Below are 18,285 nucleotides of genomic sequence, written 5' to 3'. Positions count from 1 at the left end.
ATCAGCAGGTCGTGATTAAGGGCGAGGCAAGGTATACTGCTGCCCTAGGATGTGGGAGAAGAGGTCACTATGTTTCGTGTTTGGCATTCAAATCGTCTTGATTTATTAAAAGATCTGGTCACCTCGATAATGGAGAATGACCCACTGCCTGATCCTCTAGAACAGGAAGTGGTGCTAGTACAAAGCCCCGGCATGGCGCAATGGCTACAGATGGAATTAGCCTCTGGCTTCCAATCGCGTATTGCTGCGAACATCAGCTTCCCGTTGCCAGCGACCTTTATTTGGCAGATGTTTGTCGCGGTATTACCCAATATTCCGGCTGAAAGTGCTTTCACCAAAAGCGCGATGAGCTGGAAACTGATGCACCTGTTGCCTTCCCTACGCGAGGAGCCAGCCTTTCAGGTATTGAGTGATTACCTTGCCGAGGAGGGTGATCCGCGCAAGCTCTACCAACTCTGTGCCCAAGTTGCCGACCTCTTTGACCACTATCTCGTTTATCGTCCCGATTGGTTGGCGTTATGGCAGCAAGGGGAGCGTGTCGCCGAATTAGGCAGCGCCCAAGAATGGCAAGCGCCACTTTGGCAAGCCTTAGTTAATTATACGGCGCAGATCGGCCAACCTGAATGGCATCGTGCTAATCTCTATCAACGATTTATTCAGCGTCTAGCGGACGATACGCTTGATGCGCTGCTACCTAAACGCGTATTTATTTGCGGGATCTCCTCCTTACCGCCTATCTATCTGCAGGCGCTGGAAGCCTTGGGCCGACACTGTGAAATCCACCTGCTTTTTACCAATCCCTGCCAACACTATTGGGGGGATATTCAAGACCGAGCATTTCTTGCTCGACTCCTGACTCGGCGACGTAAGGTCTATGCACTGAAACAGCAGCAGTGGCAGGAAACAGGGGAGCAGCGGCCTTTATTTAAGGCACCCGATATGGCGCCACAGCTTTTCAGCGAGGCGGGCGAACAGGCGCTTCCCAATCCTTTGCTGGCCTCATGGGGACGGCAAGGACGTGATAATCTCTATCTGCTTGCGCAGATGGAAAGTGTGAATGATGAGATCCATGCCTTTGTCGAGAGCGAGCCGACCCATCTGCTCTCGCAGTTGCAGCAAGATATTCTACTGCTGGAAGATCATTCGGTGGTTGGGCTGAATGCTGAACAGTTTATGACCAGTACGACTAAACGCCCCTTAGCGCATGATGATCGCTCAATCACCGTTAGCAGTTGTCATAATGCGCAGCGTGAAGTCGAGGTACTGCGGGACTATCTCCTTACGCTGCTCGATCAGGACCCTCAGCTCAGTCCACGCGATATCATCGTAATGGTTGCCGATATCGATAGTTATACCCCCTATATTCAAGCGGCTTTCTCAAGAGCGAATAATGACGCTTATTTGCCTTTTTCTATCTCGGACCGCAGTGCCAGTCACGCACATCCTGTGGTTCAAGCATTTATTCAGTTACTGATGCTACCCGATAGTCGCTTTACCTCAGAACAAGTGTTGGCGCTTCTTGAAGTGCCTGCGCTGGCAGAACGCTTTGCGATCACGGAAGAACAGCTTCAGCGCCTGCGTCATTGGGTTGAAGAATCGGGCATTCGTTGGGGCTTAGATGACGAAAGCGTCGCCAACCTGGCACTTCCGGTCACCGGTCAACATACTTGGCAGTTCGGGATCCAGCGTATGTTACTCGGGGTCGCTATGGACAGCACGCTGGGCGATTGGCAAGGTATATTACCGTTCGATGAAAGTGCAGGCTTAATGGGGGAGTTGGCCGGTCAATTAGCCGAGTTCCTCGCGGCGCTGAGTGAATGGCGTGAACGGCTTACCCAATCTTATACGCTGGAAGAGTGGTTACCCTATTGTCGTCAATTAACTGAACGTTTTTTTATTGGCGATGCAGAGAGTCAAGCGGCCTTGGAAGTGATTCACGAACAGTGGCGTAAGGTGATCCAAGAAGGAATTACGGCACAGTACACGCAACCTATCCCGATGACGCTTTTACGTGATGAATTACGGGGTAGGCTGGAACAACAGCGTATTAGCCAGCGATTCTTAGCGGGGCAGGTGAACTTCTGTACGTTAATGCCGATGCGTTCCATTCCTTTTAAAGTGGTCTGCCTGTTGGGAATGAATGATGGGGTCTACCCGCGCACTTTACTGCCTTCGGGGTTTGATCTTATGCCCAAGCAACCGCGAAAAGGGGATAGAAACCGCCGTGATGATGACCGCTATCTGTTCCTAGAAGCCCTTACCTCGGCACAGCACTATTTTTATGTCAGCTATGTCGGGCGATCGATACAAGACAATCAGCCTCGCCTTGCGTCGGTCTTGGTCACGGAATTGTTGGAATATATCGGACAGAGTTTTTACCTCGAGGGTGATGCGCAGTGTGATGTTGATGAGAGCGCGCGGCGTGTCCAGCAACATCTGGTTTTGGCCCAAGCCCGCACCCCATTTTCGAGTGAAAATTTCAGTGAACAGAATCCCTGGCACTCCTTTGCCCAGCAATGGACCGCAGCGGCGAACCGTGAAGGGACGCCACAGCCGCAGTTCTCACAGCCGCTCGCACCTAGTGTACCGGAAGAGCTTACCCTGAACGCCTTCGCCAGTTTTTGGCGGCATCCGATTCGCGCCTGGTTTACGCGGCGCTTAGGCGTCTATTTCCAGCGTGAGGAGGTGGGCCTGCCGGAGAGCGAACCCTTTATTCACGATAATCTCACTCGGTATCAGCTTAATCAGCGATTACTCAATACCTTGATCGAACAACAGCCCACCGAGAAGCTTTATCGCCATTATCGTTTATCAGGACAATTGCCTTATGGGGCTTATGGCCGACTTATCTGGCAGCGCCAATGCGCGGAGATGGAGAAAATTGCCGATACGGTGGTGGCCCAACGCCATGCCACCCATAGCCTTGAAGTGGATCTGATGCTACTGGAAACCCGAGTGGTCGGATGGTTGCCACAGGTCCAGGCCGATGGCTTACTGCGCTGGCGTCCCGGTAAACTCAATCTAACCGATGGATTACTGTTATGGATTGAACATCTGTTCTATTGTGCGATGGGCGGGCAGGGGATCAGCCGATTATATGGTAGGGACGAGACCAGCTGGCGTTTTTTACCGCTGCCTATCGATCAGGCGAAGGCAGAACTGGAAAGAATGATGCAGGGCTATTACCAAGGCATGGCCGAGCCGCTCTGGTTATTAAAAGAGAGTGGCGGCGGATGGTTACAAGCTGGATTGCTTAAAAATAGCCAACCTCCGGTTATTGATTGGCAGGAAAGTACGCAAAGCCGCGCCTTGGTACGACTGCACAGCGCATGGCATGAAGGCTATTTGATGGACGGAGAGGGCAGCGATCCCTACCTACAACGTTTAGCGCCCCAATTAACCGCCGAACAGGTGACGGCTATTTGTCAGCAAGCTGAGTGTTGGTATTTACCGGTTTTACAGGCCCATAGCCCAGAGACTTCGGAGGAAGTAGCATGAGTCACCCCTCATCATCGAGGATTCTGGATCCCTTTACGCTCCCACTCCAGGGGCAACGATTGATTGAAGCCTCCGCGGGAACAGGCAAAACCTTTACCTTGGCCATCCTTTATTTACGGCTGCTATTAGGATTAGGCAAAGATAACGCCTGGTCGCGATTATTATCGGTGGAAGAAATTTTAGTGGTGACCTTTACCGAAGCAGCCACTGAAGAGCTTCGGGGACGTATACGTGACAATATCCATCAGTTACGTATTGCCTGTATTCGGGGTCATTCCGACCATCCGGTAATGGGCCAACTGTTGGCAGAAATCGACGATAAAGCGCAAGCCGCAATGATTCTGTTATTAGCCGAAAGGCAGATGGATGAATCGGCTATTTATACGATTCATGGTTTTTGTCAGCGGATGCTTAATCTTAATGCCTTCGAGTCGGGGATGTTGTTCCAACAACAGCTTTTGGAAGATGAACAACAACTGTTACGGCAAGCGACAGAGGATTTTTGGCGGCGCTATTGCTATCCGTTAGAGGAGGCAATAGCACAAGAGGTTATGGCGCTGTTTAGTGGCCCTGAGCATCTTCTTCACTCGGTTAAAGCATGGTTGCAGGGCGATGTCCCGCAACTGAAACGCCCACTGCCCACACAAGAGTTAACTGCCTGTCATCATGAGAACTGCCGTCGTATCCTAGCGATGAAACAGCAATGGCGTGAGGTCTCTGCCGAGGTCTATCAGTGGGTAATGCACTCTGATGTCGATAAACGCAGTTATTCTTCGTTACATGTGCCTAACTGGATCAATGCCATAACACTCTGGGCAGAAAGTGACGATACCGGTTATCAGCTTCCGCAAAAAGAGCTGGAAAAATTTGGCCAAGCACAGTTAGTCGCCAAAACTAAAAAAGGGCAAGCGCCTCAACAGCCGATTTTCGAGGCAATAGACCATTTTCTTGCGACACCCATTTCGCTCTATGAGCCGCTGGTAACTTTAGCGCTACACGATATCCGCGCAAACCTACAGCAAGAGAAGGAGCGCTATGCGCTGCTCAGTTTTGACGATCTTTTAACCAAGCTTGATCGGGGTCTGCAAACGCCACAGGGTGAAACCCTTGCTGAGGCGATCCGGCAGCGTTATCCGGTCGCCATGGTGGATGAATTCCAAGATACCGATCCGACTCAATACCGGATTTTTAGCCGTATTTATGCGCAACCCTCCGACACGGCTTTGCTGCTGATTGGTGATCCTAAGCAGGCGATCTATGCGTTCCGTGGCGCAGATATTTTTACCTATATTAAAGCCCGGGATGAGGTCACGGATCACTATTCGCTGCATACTAACTGGCGATCTTCCCCCGGAATGGTTGAAACCGTTAATCGACTCTTTCAACGGGTCGAACATCCTTTCCTTTTTGCCGATATTCCTTTTTTACCGGTCGCTTCTGCCCCGAACAATCAGTCCCTCAGTGTGTGGCGAGAGGGTAAACAGCAACCGGCGATGCGCTGGTGGCTAAAGGAGGGCGAGGGGTGCAATGTCTCGGACTATCAGCAGACGATGGCGCAGTATTGCGCTAATGATATCGCACAATGGCTGACGGCCGGGCAACAGCAACAGGCTTGGTTAGTCAGAGGGGAGACATGCCGCAGCGTCAGTGCCGCGGATATTACGGTGCTGGTACGGAGTCGTCGTGAAGCCAGTCTGATCCGCGATGCGTTGCAACAGCTGGGTATTGCCTCGGTATATCTCTCAAGTCGCGATAGCGTCTACCAGACGGTCGAGGCGCAAGAGTTGCTCTGGGTTTTAGACGCGATTTTACATCCTCAGCAAGAGTCACTCTTACGTACTGCGTTAGCCACTCAGCTACTCGGTTATTCAGCGGCTCAAATCGAAGCGCTGAACCATGATAGTGGCCAATGGGATGCGCTGACCGATCAGTTTACTGAATGGCAGCAGCAATGGCGTAAATTCGGTTTCTTACCGATGTTTCGGCAAATATTGCATGATTACGGTCTAGCGGAAAATGTGTTATCGAGCACGCGCGGCGAACGGCGTCTGACGGATTTGATGCACGTCAGTGAACTGTTGCAAACGGCCTCTTCGGAACATGATACCCCCCATGGCTTACTACGTTTCTTCGCTCAGCAAGTCGATCAACCGGATGATAATGCCCGTAGCCAGCAATTACGTTTAGAGAGCGATCGCGATCTCGTGCAAATCGTCACAATCCATAAATCTAAAGGCTTAGAGTATCCGCTTGTTTGGTTGCCTTTCATTGCGAGCTATCGAGAAACCAAGCAACCGCTTTACCACGACCGCGAACATTTCTCGGCGATACTCGATTTGCAGGGGGATGAAGAGAGCCTAACGCTCGCGGAAGAAGAACGGCTGGCAGAGGATTTACGCTTGCTCTACGTCGCCTTAACGCGTGCGATTTGGCACTGCAGTATTGGTATTGCGCCGTTATTCTATCGTAAACGTAAATATCAAGGGCCTACAGAGCTGGAGCACAGTGCTATAGGTTATTTGGTACAACAAGGTGATGCCGCAACCGCAGAACAGTTGGCGGAGGCGTTGGCAACGATGGCGGACGCTGAGTGTGAAGTCGTGCTCGCAAGCGACTCGCCTTCTATCCACTATCAAACCGAGGCTACAGACTCGACAGAGGTCACGGCGAAGGTCTTACAGCGATCACTCCAGGATAATTGGCGTGTCACCAGTTACTCCGCCTTAACGCATCATGCCAGCAGTCGGCAGTTGTATGTGCCAGGGTTTGATGTCGAAGTGATTGCTGAGAGGAGTGACGAGCTTTCACCGCTGTCGACGGTACACCAATTTCCGAAAGGCGCTGCACCCGGTACTTTTTTACACCACCTTTTCGAAAATCTGGATTTTACCGCATCTCCAGACGCACAGTGGGTAACAGAACAGTTAGTCGCTTGGGGCTATGAAGAGGCGTGGGCGCCAGTGGTACAGGGTTGGATCGAGCGTGTTTTAGCGCAACAACTCCCCGGCGCCGAAACATCGCTGTCGACGATTGGCCGCAGCGATCGTTTGATCGAAATGGAGTTCTGGATCCCGGTCGAACAGCCACTGAATGCCGCTCGCCTGGATGCTTGTATTAAGCGTTTTGATCCTTTGTCAGCACAGGCGGCGAACCTGATTTTTTCTGAAGTTCAAGGAATGTTGAAGGGCTTTATCGATCTTGTGTTTCGTTGGCAGGGGAAATATTACATTGCCGATTACAAATCGAATTGGCTAGGCGCTGACAGTCAGGCCTATACCCAACAGGCTATGGAAGGGGCGATGGTTGAGCATCGTTATGATTTTCAATATCAATTATATACTTTGGCGTTACACCGCTATTTACGCCATCGTCTACCTCATTACGATTATGAACAACATTTCGGCGGGGTCTATTACCTCTTTTTACGGGGAATGGCTGATGATCTTCCTGGAAATGGTATCTATTACACACGCCCTCCTGCTGCGTTGATCGAACAGTTGGACCATTTATTCAGCCAAAAGGAAGAGATCAATGCATCCTATTGATGAGGTGATTGCCTACGCTCACGCCACACAATTGTTTCGTTCTGTTGATCTGCAATTTGCTAGACTCCTGTGTGAGGGCGATCGGCCCGACTATTTTCTGGCGGCGGCTTGCGTTAGCGCCAGTGCCGGTGAGGGGCATGTCTGTCTACCCTTGGCTGCATTAACCCCGGACGCCTTATGGACAGGGGCGCAGCGGATAGCCGCTCAACAACTCTGGCAATTATGCCAAGCACCTGAGGACGCGCAGGGGTGGCAGAGCCAGCTTGCCGCATGGTCCGCGCTCTCCTCGGCGACGCAGATAGGGCCATTGTGTTTAGTCGATCAGCAGCTTTACCTTCAGCGTGCGTGGCACCAAGAGCAACAGGTCGCGACGTTCTTTAACGCATTACCGGAACAGCAGTTAAAGGATGAAAACCAGGCGCGACAGATCCTCGACCACTTATTCGGGTCGTCAGCGCGTGATGATCAAAAAGTGGCTGCTGCGGTGGCCTTGACGGCGCGTCACGCGATCATTTCAGGCGGACCGGGGACTGGCAAAACGACCACGGTAGCCAAATTGTTGGCGGCGATGATCCAGTTAAGCCCGTTTAAGTTACGGATCCAAATGGCGGCACCGACAGGGAAAGCGGCGGCGCGATTAACCGAATCATTAGGCAAGGCATTGCTTGCCTTAGAGGTTGATGAAACGGTTCGCCAACGTTTTCCTCGGGAAGCAACCACCCTTCACCGTTTATTGGGGGCGCAAGCGACAACACGGCAGCTGCGTTATCATGCGCACAACCCGCTCCATCTGGATATTTTAATCGTCGATGAAGCCTCGATGGTCGATTTGACCATGATGGCGAACTTGATTGCCGCACTCCCTGAACAGGCACGGGTTATTTTCTTGGGTGACCGCGACCAACTTGCTTCCGTTGAGGCGGGGGCGGTTCTCGGGGATATCTGCCGCTGTGCGGAGTATGGTTTCAGTATGGCACGAGCCGCGCAGTTATCACGCCTTACCGGTTGTATCGTTGAAGGTGCTGAGTCGCCGCAAGCCCCTCAATTGCGGGATAATATCTGCTTACTGAAACATAGCTATCGATTCGATGCGAAATCTGGAATTGGTCAGCTTGCGAGGGCGGTCAATCTAGGTGAGACCTTACAGACACAAGCGCTGTTAAATGCAGATCTTGCTGATATCCATTGGCGTGGATTGGCGGATGAGGCGGACTGGCGAACCTTACTGCGCGAAGTCTGTGAAGGGTACCAGCCGTTTTTAGCCTCGATTGCGCGGGGGGATACACCGCGTCAAATTGTTGCACAATTTTCACATTACCAGCTGCTTTGTGCCCTTCGCGAAGGCGCTTTCGGGGTCAAAGGGCTAAACCAGAGTATCGAGACCGCCTTACGTCAACGGGGACTGCTCTCTGTCTCTACGCAACAAGATTATGTCGGGCGACCAATAATGATCACTCGTAACGACAGTGGACTCGGATTATTTAATGGTGATGTAGGAATTACCTTATTGGACAGCGACCAGCAGCTAAAAGTGTACTTTCAACTGCCGGACGGTGAACTCCGTGCGGTACAGCCTTCGCGGCTACCGGCCCATGAAACGGCTTGGGTGATGACCGTGCATAAATCACAAGGATCTGAATTTACCCATACTGCACTGGTGTTACCACGACAGTTTAGTCCTGTTCTCTCACGTGAACTGATTTATACCGCCATTACTCGAGCGAAATCGCAGTTAACGCTGTATGGCGAGTCGGCAATTGTTAATCGCGCCATCCTAAATCAGACTTCACGCCGCAGTGGACTTACCGCCGCCCTACGCTAAGGCGGCGGTCGGTATTTTACTGATTAAGGTTAAGCATTAAGATTTTAGAACGACGCTGATAATTATAAAGTTTCTGCTTACTTTCTGGCAGGAATTCGATATCGACCGGCTGGAAGCCGCGTTCTTGGAACCAGTGAATACTGCGTGTCGTCAGCACGAAAAGTTTTTCTAAACCAGACTGCCTCGCTTGCTGGCTCACTTGTTGAAGTAACACATCGCCCCGAGAAGAGCTGCGGTAATCGGGGTGTACTGCTACGCAGGCCATCTCGCCAATTTTCTCATCCTCGAAGGGATAGAGGGCAGCACAGGCAATCGTTAATTGATCGCGTACGACAACCGTAAACTTATCGATCTCCATCTCGAGTTGTTCACGGGACCGTCTAACCAAAATACCTTGTTGTTCAAGGGGACGGATAAGGTCCAAAATGCCGCCAATATCGTCAATCGTCGCCTTACGGACTTGCTCGGCAGAGGCCATCACCACTTGTGTACCTATCCCTTCACGGGAAAAAAGCTCTTGCAGTAACGCACCGTCTTCTAGGTAGCTAATCAGATGGCTACCCGGCACGCCACTTTTGCAAGCTTGCATCGCACCGCGTAAGAAACGCACGGTACCAGACAGATAATCGCCAGCAGATTCGTATTGTTCAATCCGTTGTTGGGCTTGGTCCGGGAACATCTCCGAGATAATTTTCCCTTCTTCATCAGGAACACCTTGCTCTGAGCAAAAGCCAATCATTTTCGCAGCATTAAGCTTGATGGCGACTTGGGTCGCGATCTCTTCAGAAGTCAGATTGAAACTTTCGCCGGTTACCGAGACGGCGACTGGACCGATCAAAACGATCGCGCCGGTATCCAATTGCTGATTGATCGCTTGATAATCGATACGACGAATACGACCAGAGTGGCAGTAATCGACGCCATCATCGACACCCAGAGGCTGAGCGATAATAAAGTTACCGCTCACCACATTGATATGGGCGTTTTGCAGGGGAGTATTGCCCAAGCTCATGGAAAGGCGGGCAGTGATATCTAATTGCAATCTACCTGCCGCTTGTTTGACTAACTCCAAGGATTGCGCATCGGTAACCCGAGTATATTTATGGTAAGTCGGCTCAATATTATGCTCGAGTAGATTCGCATCAATTTGCGGGCGTGCACCGTAAACGACGACAAGACGAATACCTAAACTGTGTAGAAGACCAATATCGCTCACAATACTGAGGAAGTTTTCGTGGCAGATTGCTTCGCCACCGAGCATGATGACAAAAGTCTTGTTACGATGGGTATTGATGTAGGGGGCGGTATGCCGAAAACCTCTAACCAGTTCGGTGCTACGTTCTGTCACAGGAACTCCAAGTGAATTTTTATTCGTTATAAGTGTATTTTTATGCTTAATGGGCATAAATTGCAAGTTGTGATTGTGATAAATTACAAACTTATCTTTAGGGAAAAGGATATGTTGTTTCAAAAAGGATCGGCAGGGTATCCATACTGGTTACCAAGCCTTGCTGTGCTTGCTAGTCTCATCAGCTTAACCCCCCCGGCGCGAGGGGCAGAAGCAATGCAGTTCACGGCAACCCGGGTATGGCCCTCCACGCTCTATACCCGTCTCACCTTTGAGTCGTCGACGCTCCCTCACTATCGCTATTTTATGTTGGCGTCACCACGTCGCTTGGTGATTGATATCGATGACTTCGGTCTCAGTCCCTTACTGCATAAATTAAGCCAGCAAGTCAGGGCGACAGATCCTTTTATTAGTAAGATCCGTGTCGCTAAATTCGATACTAAAACCTTACGGATAGTGGTTGATCTTAAACAACCGGTCAGGGCGGATATTTTTAATCTCAAGCCTGTGGCTAACTTTCAGCATCGACTCGTGGTCGATCTCTATCCGAAGTTGAAGGGTGATAACGATCCACTCAGCCTTTTTTTGGCCAATACTCCCTCTATCCACAGTCCATTTAAGCCTGGCACTCCCTCCGGACAGTCCGCTCCCTTTATCGTGATGATCGATCCTGGACATGGTGGGGAAGATCCCGGGGCGCATGGGTTACGTAACACCTTAGAAAAAAACGTTGTCTTACACATCGCGCAGCGCTTGAAGAAACTCATCGATAAACAGCCCGGTATGGCTGCCGTTATGACACGTAGCGATGACCATTTCGTTCCGTTAGCAATGAGGGTGGCAAAAGCTCAGCAGCATAAGGCAACGATTTTTGTCTCCATACATGCCGATGCCGTGGCTAACCGGCAGGCGCGTGGGGCCTCGGTCTTTACCTTGTCAACACGGGGCGCAACCTCTGCAGCCGCCCGTTTTCTGGCTAACTCGCAAAACCAGTCAGATTTAATCGGCGGCGTTAGCCGTAGCGGGGATAGCTATCTGGACAGTACCTTATTGGAGTTGATTCAACACCAAACCTTGCACGACAGTGCGATACTCGGCAGCGCAGTGCTTGAGCAATTACACAAAATTAATCCGCTGCATAAGTCTAGGGTAGAACGGGCAGGGTTTGCCGTATTGAAAGCCCCAAATATCCCGTCAATTTTAGTGGAGACTGCCTTTATTAGTCACCCTGAGGAAGAGCGAAAATTAAGGACAGCTCGCTATCAACAACAGGTGGCTGAGGCGATTTTGGCAGGGATTCAGCGTTATAAAGCTAAGCACGACGAGCCATAAAAAACCCGCCTCCAGTAGGGAGAGGCGGGTAGGGAGGAGGGGTTAGCGTTGGGACAGTTGGTGCTCTTTCTCACGTCCGGCGATGAAGCCATAGAAGATGTAGCCGATCATTGTGATAATAGTGCCGCCGAATACCGCCTCTACCCCACAAGAGTAAACACCGTAAATACTGTAAAGCACGGCGGCAGTACTAACGATAGAAGCAATACGGTATTCCGATGCGCTGACTTGGCTCTTCTGTAGCATCACTTGTAGGCCAGTCATCGACAGTACGTAAGGCACCATGTTGATAAAGACGGCCAGGTTAAGCAACATATTGAACTGTTTCAGTAAGTTTGGTGAGATAGTCATGGAAGCCAGCAACAGTTCCAAGACGAGCATGATGAGCATACCCGCTATCGGCGCGTCATCCTTACTGAGTTTGCTGAAAATAGCCGGGAATAAGTGGTCATCGGCGGCAGATTTAGAGACTTGCGCGTTGGTAAACTGCCAGCCTAATAGCGAACCGATACAAGCAATAACAGCCAGTCCGGTCACGACCATACCGATGGTTGGGTTAAACATTTTAGCGAAAACCAGTCCAAAGGGGGCGTTACTTGCCGCAAGTTCGGCATTGGGAATAATCCCTTGAATAACGGTGGTGGAAGCAATATAGACAATAGCGGCAAAGCCCGTACCAAATAGACATGCCAGTGGCACATTACGTTCTGGGTTTTCCACGGCATCAGAGTTGGCCCCAGCCGATTCTACCCCTAAGAAAGCCCACAAGGTCAGGGAAATACCTGATGAAATCGCGCCACCGGTGGTTAAACCATGTGGATTCCAAGCAGAACTGAAGATAGCTGGGTCAAACCAGAACCAGCCAAGAATTGATAAGCCAGCGACCGGAATAATAATTCCCCACACCGTGATATTAGAGATACGCCCTGTGATCTTCGGACCTTTGAAGTTTGCAACCATCGTGACCACTAGAATGGCCACAACGGTAATAAAGGTATGGACCGGCGTTTCTTTAATCCATGGGGCGAAGGGCGCCATGTACCCAGTGGCGGAAACCGCAATCGCCACACAACTGATGACTAAACAGATGTAGTAAGTGTAAGACGCGATGAAAAAGGCTGATTTACCGTGTGCTTCGGAGGCGTAAGCCGACATCCCGCCCGATCGCTTACACAAGGCACCGCAGCGGGCAAAAGTATAAGCGATACACATTGCCCCCACTACGGTGACCATCCAAGATAAGACCGAAATCGCCCCGGTTTCCGCTAAACTGGCGGGCAGCATAATAATACCTGAGCCCATCATATTAACGGCAACCAATACGGTTAGGTCCATTACCCCCATTTTTTTTGATTTAGTGGTCATAAACTTTCTCCTAATGTTGAAATAGTACCCTTTTATGTTGGAATTTATATTATTAATAGCGGATATAAATATTCATTCGTTATTAATTAAAAGGGTTTTCATACTTTTTAAATTACGACTTAATCCCGGGTTTTGTAATTGATTAATATCAATTTAACTAGCGCTAAAATTATTTTTAGATAATTATTCACTAGGGTTTTTTTGGTTAATAAATGAGTTAACTTATTGTTTTATATTGATTTTAATGGTCGACTTTAAAGGTTTGTTTATATTTAAAGTCACGATTACTCAATAAGTATCTAAAAATATTTTTTCGATGAAAAATGGGCTGGAATTAATTTTAAATTGGGGGTAGGTTTTTATCATCTTCCCGGTTTTAGTCATTGGTAATCCTATTTACGGATAATCGAATAACCGGAGTGAATTGATTTAAAATAATAACGAGGTCTATATGTGTGACAAAAATTATTTAGTCGCCCTACACCAGGCGAGAATGCAACAAAACAGTTTGACGCCTCTTGAAGAGACGATTGATACCATCAGCCACTTGCTGCGCAGTAAAGGTGAGCACGTTAAATTTACTCACCACTACCAAGAAGCGGCGACCTATGTCAGCTCGATGGCGCCAATTGACTGTATTATGATTGAGTGGGCTCCTTCGCAAAAAGAGGCCATTTGTCACCTCCTCAAGCAGTTAAGAATCCGTCATGAAAAGGTCCCTGCATTTTTGCTCGTCAATACTCACGATGAAGGAAAAGCGATTCCTGCCGAAGTGATGAGTAATGTGGTTGAGACCTTTTTGGTCCTCGATGATACTACTGACTTTATTGTTGGCCGCTTGCAAGCAGCGGTGGCTCGTTACGAAAAAATCATTATGCCGCCGCTGATGTCTGCCATGATGAAATACGCTAAAGAGAAAGAGTATTCCTGGTCGGCACCGGGCCACCAAGGGGGGATTGGTTTTTGTAAGACGCCTGTTGGCCGTAAGTTCTTCGACTTCTACGGTGAAAATATCTTCCGTACCGATATGGGGATTGAACGGGCTTGCCTCGGTTCAATGCTTGATCATACCGGTGCCTTTGGAGAGAGTGAAAAATATATCGCAGAGGTATTCGGGGCGCATCGGTCCTACTCCCTAGTGGTCGGGACCTCTGGCGCGAACCGCACAATTATGCAGGCCTGCTGTACCGATAACGATATCGCGATCTGTGACCGTAATAGCCATAAATCTATCGAGCAGGGGTTAATGTTAACCGGTGTTGCGCCGGTGTATATGACGCCGACCCGTAACGCTTATGGGATTATCGGGCCCATTCCAAAAGCGCAAATGACGCATAAAGCCATTGAACAGCGTATTGCGGATAACCCTTTTGCCAGCAAAGCACTGAATAGCCGCCCAGTCTATAGCGTGGTAACCAACTGTACCTATGATGGGCTTATCTACAATGGTGACGCTATTCAGCAATTATTGGGTGAAAGCTGTGATCGCATCCATTATGACGAAGCGTGGTTCGGTTACTCGCGCTTTAATCCGATTTATCAGCACTTCCATGCAATGCGTGGGGACAAAGCGGCGCACAGTGCTGATCAACCGACTATTTTCGCTACCCATTCTACGCATAAATTATTGAATGCATTATCACAGGCTTCTTACATTCATATGCGTGAAGGCCGGGGATCGATTAAACCCGCACAGTTCAGCCAAGCCTATATGATGCATGCGACCACTTCGCCTCTTTACTCTATCGCCGCCTCGAACGATGTGGCTGCCGCGATGATGGAGGGGAATCAGGGCATTAACCTGACAACGGAAGTGATTGAGGAGGCAGTTGAGTTCCGTCAAGCGGTAGCCCGCGCGCATCAGCAAGCAAACGCTGAGAATAGCTGGTTCTTCAAACCTTGGAATCCTGAAGTGGTGACCGATCCGGGTACTCAGCAAAGCTATGACTTCGCTGAGGCGCCACGCGATTTATTAGTCAAAGAGCAAAGCTGCTGGATGCTCAATCCTTCGGATCGCTGGCATGGTTTTGAGGGCCTGGATGAGAACTGGGTGATGTTAGATCCCGTTAAAGTCAGTCTATTAACGCCGGGATTGAATGATGACGGATCATTACAAGAAGAAGGTGTGCCTGCTGCATTAGTGACCGCTTACCTTTCAAGTCTCGGTATTGTTCCAACGCGTACCACCGATTTCCAAGTGATGTTCTTATTCTCGATGGGAGTAACCAAAGGGAAATGGGTCACCCTAATGAACAGCTTATTATCCTTCAAAAAACATTACGACGCGGATGCGCCATTAAGCGAAGTGTTACCGGGGCTTGTCGAGACTGACCCTGTTCTGTACGGAACAATGACGATGCAACAACTGGGTCGCCGGATGATTGCCTTCCTGAAAAAACATAATCCAAGCGACCAGTTGAATAAAGCGTATTCAAGTCTTCCGCAAATGGATATGTTACCGCGCGATGCTTACACGCAACTGGTGAAAGATAATGTCGAGCTGGTCTCTATCTATGAACTTGCCGGCCGGACCGCAGCGAACTCCGTCATTCCTTATCCACCAGGAATTCCAATGCTGATGTCAGGAGAAAACTTCGGTGATCAGCACAGCCCACAAATCGCTTACTTACAAGCGCTGCAAGCTTGGGATGATGCCTTCCCTGGATTCGAACACGAAACAGAAGGTGCTGAAAAAGAAGACGGTGTTTACCATGTGATGTGTGTTAAGCAATAATCGCTAAGTCATCTTAAATTTATTAACATTAATTGCTCTAGGGTAACAATAATTAAGTTGTTACCCTTTTTTATTTAATAAGTGTCTGGGTTTTAATTAAGATCAAAAATTATTTTTTTAAAAATTAATAGGTAATTTAGGGGCGATATTTAATCTCCTTTCTTATGATTAAGGTCAATGTCATTGGTGTGAAAGGCTTCTTTTAATAATCTAAGTATTTAATAATGAGGGAGTGGCATTCATTTGTGCCGATTGTAAAAAGGTAATGGTTTTATGTTGAAGAAAAATAAATGTCTTGACCTAGATCGTGTATTTAAGAAGTTATTAGAAGATGAATGTATCGGTTCACAATCAGATTTTGTTGAACATTTAACACAGCAAGGTTTTGAGCATATCAATCAATCAAAAATCTCCCGAATGCTCACCAGTTATGGCGCCGTCCGCAAGCGTAATGCACGCATGGAAATGGTCTATAGCTTACCCGCTGAACGAGGCGTGCCAACCGCTAAAACTACCCTCAAAAGTTCCGTGTTAAGTGTTGAGTACAATCAATGGATGGTGGTAATTCACACCGTTCCCGGGGCGGCTCCGCTTATTGCCCGATTACTCGATTCCTGTGGAAGGAATGATGGAATACTCGGTACTGTCGCGGGGGATGACACTATATTTACCGTCCCCGTTATGGATACAGAAATTAATGAAATCTATCAATCTATCATGCAGATTTTAAATTCTGATGATAATTAATGCGTAATTAAAATATCTTGCGTAGAGGGAAATATGAATATATCAGCACTACTCTCAACTTATGCCCAAGAGGCTTTACAGCACCTAAAAATCACTCCCGTTGTCGCCATTACGGCTAAAGTCTCTTTACGCCCTGATTTGGCTGATTATCAAATCGACTCCATGCTTCCTCTTGCCAAAATATTACAGATGCCGCCTCGTCAATTAGCGGAGCAAGTGGCTGGGCAGATGAAAAAAAATCCCGCTTTCAGTGCGATGATACAAAGCGTTGAGGTGGCTGGCGCAGGCTTTATTAATATTCGGCTAAATAATAGCTGGTTGGCGGAGGCGATAGCGGGAATCGCTAAGGATGCACGATTGGGTGTCGCCCTGCAGGCCCCGACCCATATTGTTATCGATTACTCGTCGCCGAATGTCGCGAAAGAGATGCATGTTGGCCATTTACGCTCGACAATTATCGGCGATGCCAGTGTGCGTACGCTCACGTTTCTTGGGCACAAGGTAACAAAAGTTAATCATATTGGTGATTGGGGAACGCAATTTGGCATGTTGATCGCTCACTTAGAGGAAGCGGAAAGTCATGATCAACTTTCGCTCTCGGATCTCGAAGGATTCTATCGCGAGGCGAAAAAACGTTACGATCAAGATGCTGACTTTTCTAAACGCGCCAGACAGTACGTGGTTAAGCTGCAGCAAGGTGATGAGTATTGCCGCCACATGTGGCAGCGATTAGTCGAAATCTCTATGCACCAGAACCAGCAGAACTACGATCTTTTGGGCGTTTCCCTTACGCCGGACGATATCCGCGGAGAAAGTGCTTATAATACGATGCTGCCAGAAATTATCGATGATTTATTGCAACGCCGTATTGCACAGGAGGAGCAGGGGTCGGTTGTGGTTTATCTGGATGCTTATAAGAATAAGCAGGGTGAACCGATGGGAGTGGTGATTCGTAAGCAAGATGGTGGCTATCTCTACACCACCACGGATATTGCCTGTGCGAAGTATCGCTACGAAACTCTTAAGGCAGACCGCGTGTTGTACTATATCGATGCGCGCCAACATCAACATCTAATGATGGCTTGGGCGATCGTGCGTAAGGCCGGTTACGTACCTGAAGACGTCGCGTTGGAGCACCATAAGTTTGGCATGATGTTGGACAAGCAAGGACAGCCTTTCAAGACGCGCGAAGGGGGGACGATAAAATTATCAGAACTCCTGGCGGAGGCGGTAAGTCGAGCGAAGCGGATTATCGAGCAGAAATCGCCGCAGATTACTGGGGCTGACTTGGATGAGCTCGCGACTATTATTGGGATTGGTGCGGTTAAATATGCCGATCTCTCAAAAAATAGAACGACTGACTATATCTTTGATTGGGACAGTATGTTGAGTTTTGAAGGTAATACTGCGCCTTATATCCAGTATGCCGGGGCGCGGATTCGCTCTTTACTTGAAAAAGCTCGCCTACAAGGATTGAGTTGGCAGGACCCTCAAGGATTAACGGTGACCACTGACGAAGAGCGTGCCATTGCTTTAGCTATTTTACAGCTCGAAGAGCGCTTTAACTTGGTGGCGAGAGAAGGGCTGCCTAACATGATGTGTCAGTATCTTTATGAACTCGCCTCACTGTTCTCGCGTTTCTACGCGAATACCCCGATCTTAACTGAACCGGACGAGGCGAAAAGAAAAAATCGTCTCTATATCACTCAGTTAACGGGGGATGTTTTGGCACTGGGATTATCGACCTTGGGCATTCGAGTACCCGAGAGGATGTAAAAAAAAGCTTATCAAATTGAATTTGATAAGCTTTCTTATGTTGGTTGCGGGGGCCGGATTTGAACCGACGACCTTCGGGTTATGAGCCCGACGAGCTACCAGGCTGCTCCACCCCGCG

At 49.1% G+C, this 18,285-nt stretch carries 9 protein-coding genes and 1 tRNA gene; 7 read left to right on the top strand and 3 right to left on the bottom strand.

From position 1 onward, the window contains the following. Positions 1 to 69 precede the first annotated feature (69 nt). The 3 genes from recC to recD are packed head-to-tail and all read left to right on the top strand — an operon-like array spanning position 70 to position 8,865. The gene (recC, locus tag HGT71_RS08115; protein ID WP_214217347.1) at positions 70 to 3,498 is read left to right on the top strand and encodes an exodeoxyribonuclease V subunit gamma; all 3,429 of its coding nucleotides are present in this window, start codon (positions 70 to 72) and stop codon (positions 3,496 to 3,498) included. After that, positions 3,495 to 7,043 (top strand): exodeoxyribonuclease V subunit beta, encoded by a 3,549-nt coding sequence (gene recB / locus HGT71_RS08110; protein WP_214217346.1) that lies wholly within the window; start codon positions 3,495 to 3,497, stop codon positions 7,041 to 7,043. Before recC ends, recB begins: the two co-directional genes overlap by 4 nt. After that, positions 7,030 to 8,865 (top strand): exodeoxyribonuclease V subunit alpha, encoded by a 1,836-nt coding sequence (recD, locus tag HGT71_RS08105; RefSeq protein WP_214217345.1) that lies wholly within the window; start codon positions 7,030 to 7,032, stop codon positions 8,863 to 8,865. The genes recB and recD overlap by 14 nt, the downstream gene beginning before the upstream one ends. Before the next feature lie 16 nt (positions 8,866 to 8,881). Here recD and argA read toward each other — a convergent pair whose 3' ends face one another. Then, positions 8,882 to 10,270, bottom strand: coding sequence for an amino-acid N-acetyltransferase (gene argA, locus HGT71_RS08100; protein WP_214217529.1), 1,389 nt, complete (start codon positions 10,268 to 10,270; stop codon positions 8,882 to 8,884). Positions 10,271 to 10,324: 54 nt separating this feature from the next. Between argA and HGT71_RS08095 the strand changes: the two genes are divergently transcribed. Next, entirely contained in the window at positions 10,325 to 11,545 is a 1,221-nt protein-coding gene (locus tag HGT71_RS08095) for an N-acetylmuramoyl-L-alanine amidase (RefSeq protein ID WP_214217344.1), read from the top strand. 42 nt (positions 11,546 to 11,587) lie between these two features. Here the strand turns inward: HGT71_RS08095 and potE are convergent, their stop codons facing one another. Continuing rightward, positions 11,588 to 12,910 carry a putrescine-ornithine antiporter gene (gene potE / locus HGT71_RS08090; RefSeq protein ID WP_214217343.1) on the bottom strand — a complete coding sequence of 441 codons (1,323 nt, stop codon included), beginning with the start codon at positions 12,908 to 12,910 and terminating at the stop codon, positions 11,588 to 11,590. A gap of 451 nt (positions 12,911 to 13,361) precedes the next feature. Here potE and adiA point away from each other — a divergent pair, with 451 nt between their 5' ends. The 3 genes from adiA to argS all read left to right on the top strand — a co-directional run bounded on the left by adiA (position 13,362) and on the right by argS (position 18,167). Further along, positions 13,362 to 15,644, top strand: a complete 2,283-nt coding sequence (gene adiA / locus HGT71_RS08085; RefSeq protein ID WP_214217342.1) for an arginine decarboxylase — start codon at positions 13,362 to 13,364, stop codon at positions 15,642 to 15,644. A gap of 273 nt (positions 15,645 to 15,917) precedes the next feature. Further along, a complete protein-coding gene (gene argR / locus HGT71_RS08080) occupies positions 15,918 to 16,391 on the top strand; it encodes a transcriptional regulator ArgR (RefSeq protein WP_214217341.1) in 474 nt (157 codons plus the stop codon). 33 nt (positions 16,392 to 16,424) lie between these two features. After that, positions 16,425 to 18,167, top strand: a complete 1,743-nt coding sequence (argS, locus tag HGT71_RS08075) for an arginine--tRNA ligase (RefSeq protein WP_214217340.1) — start codon at positions 16,425 to 16,427, stop codon at positions 18,165 to 18,167. Between the two features lie 41 nt (positions 18,168 to 18,208). Here the strand turns inward: argS and HGT71_RS08070 are convergent. After that, positions 18,209 to 18,285: transfer RNA gene (locus HGT71_RS08070), tRNA-Met, on the bottom strand.

Origin of the sequence: Rosenbergiella epipactidis, from assembly GCF_018494055.1 — a bacterium.
Taxonomy (GTDB): Bacteria; Pseudomonadota; Gammaproteobacteria; order Enterobacterales; family Enterobacteriaceae; genus Rosenbergiella; species Rosenbergiella epipactidis.
Note: the sequence above shows the minus strand (reverse complement) of the source record. Positions and strands in the feature narration are given on the sequence as shown.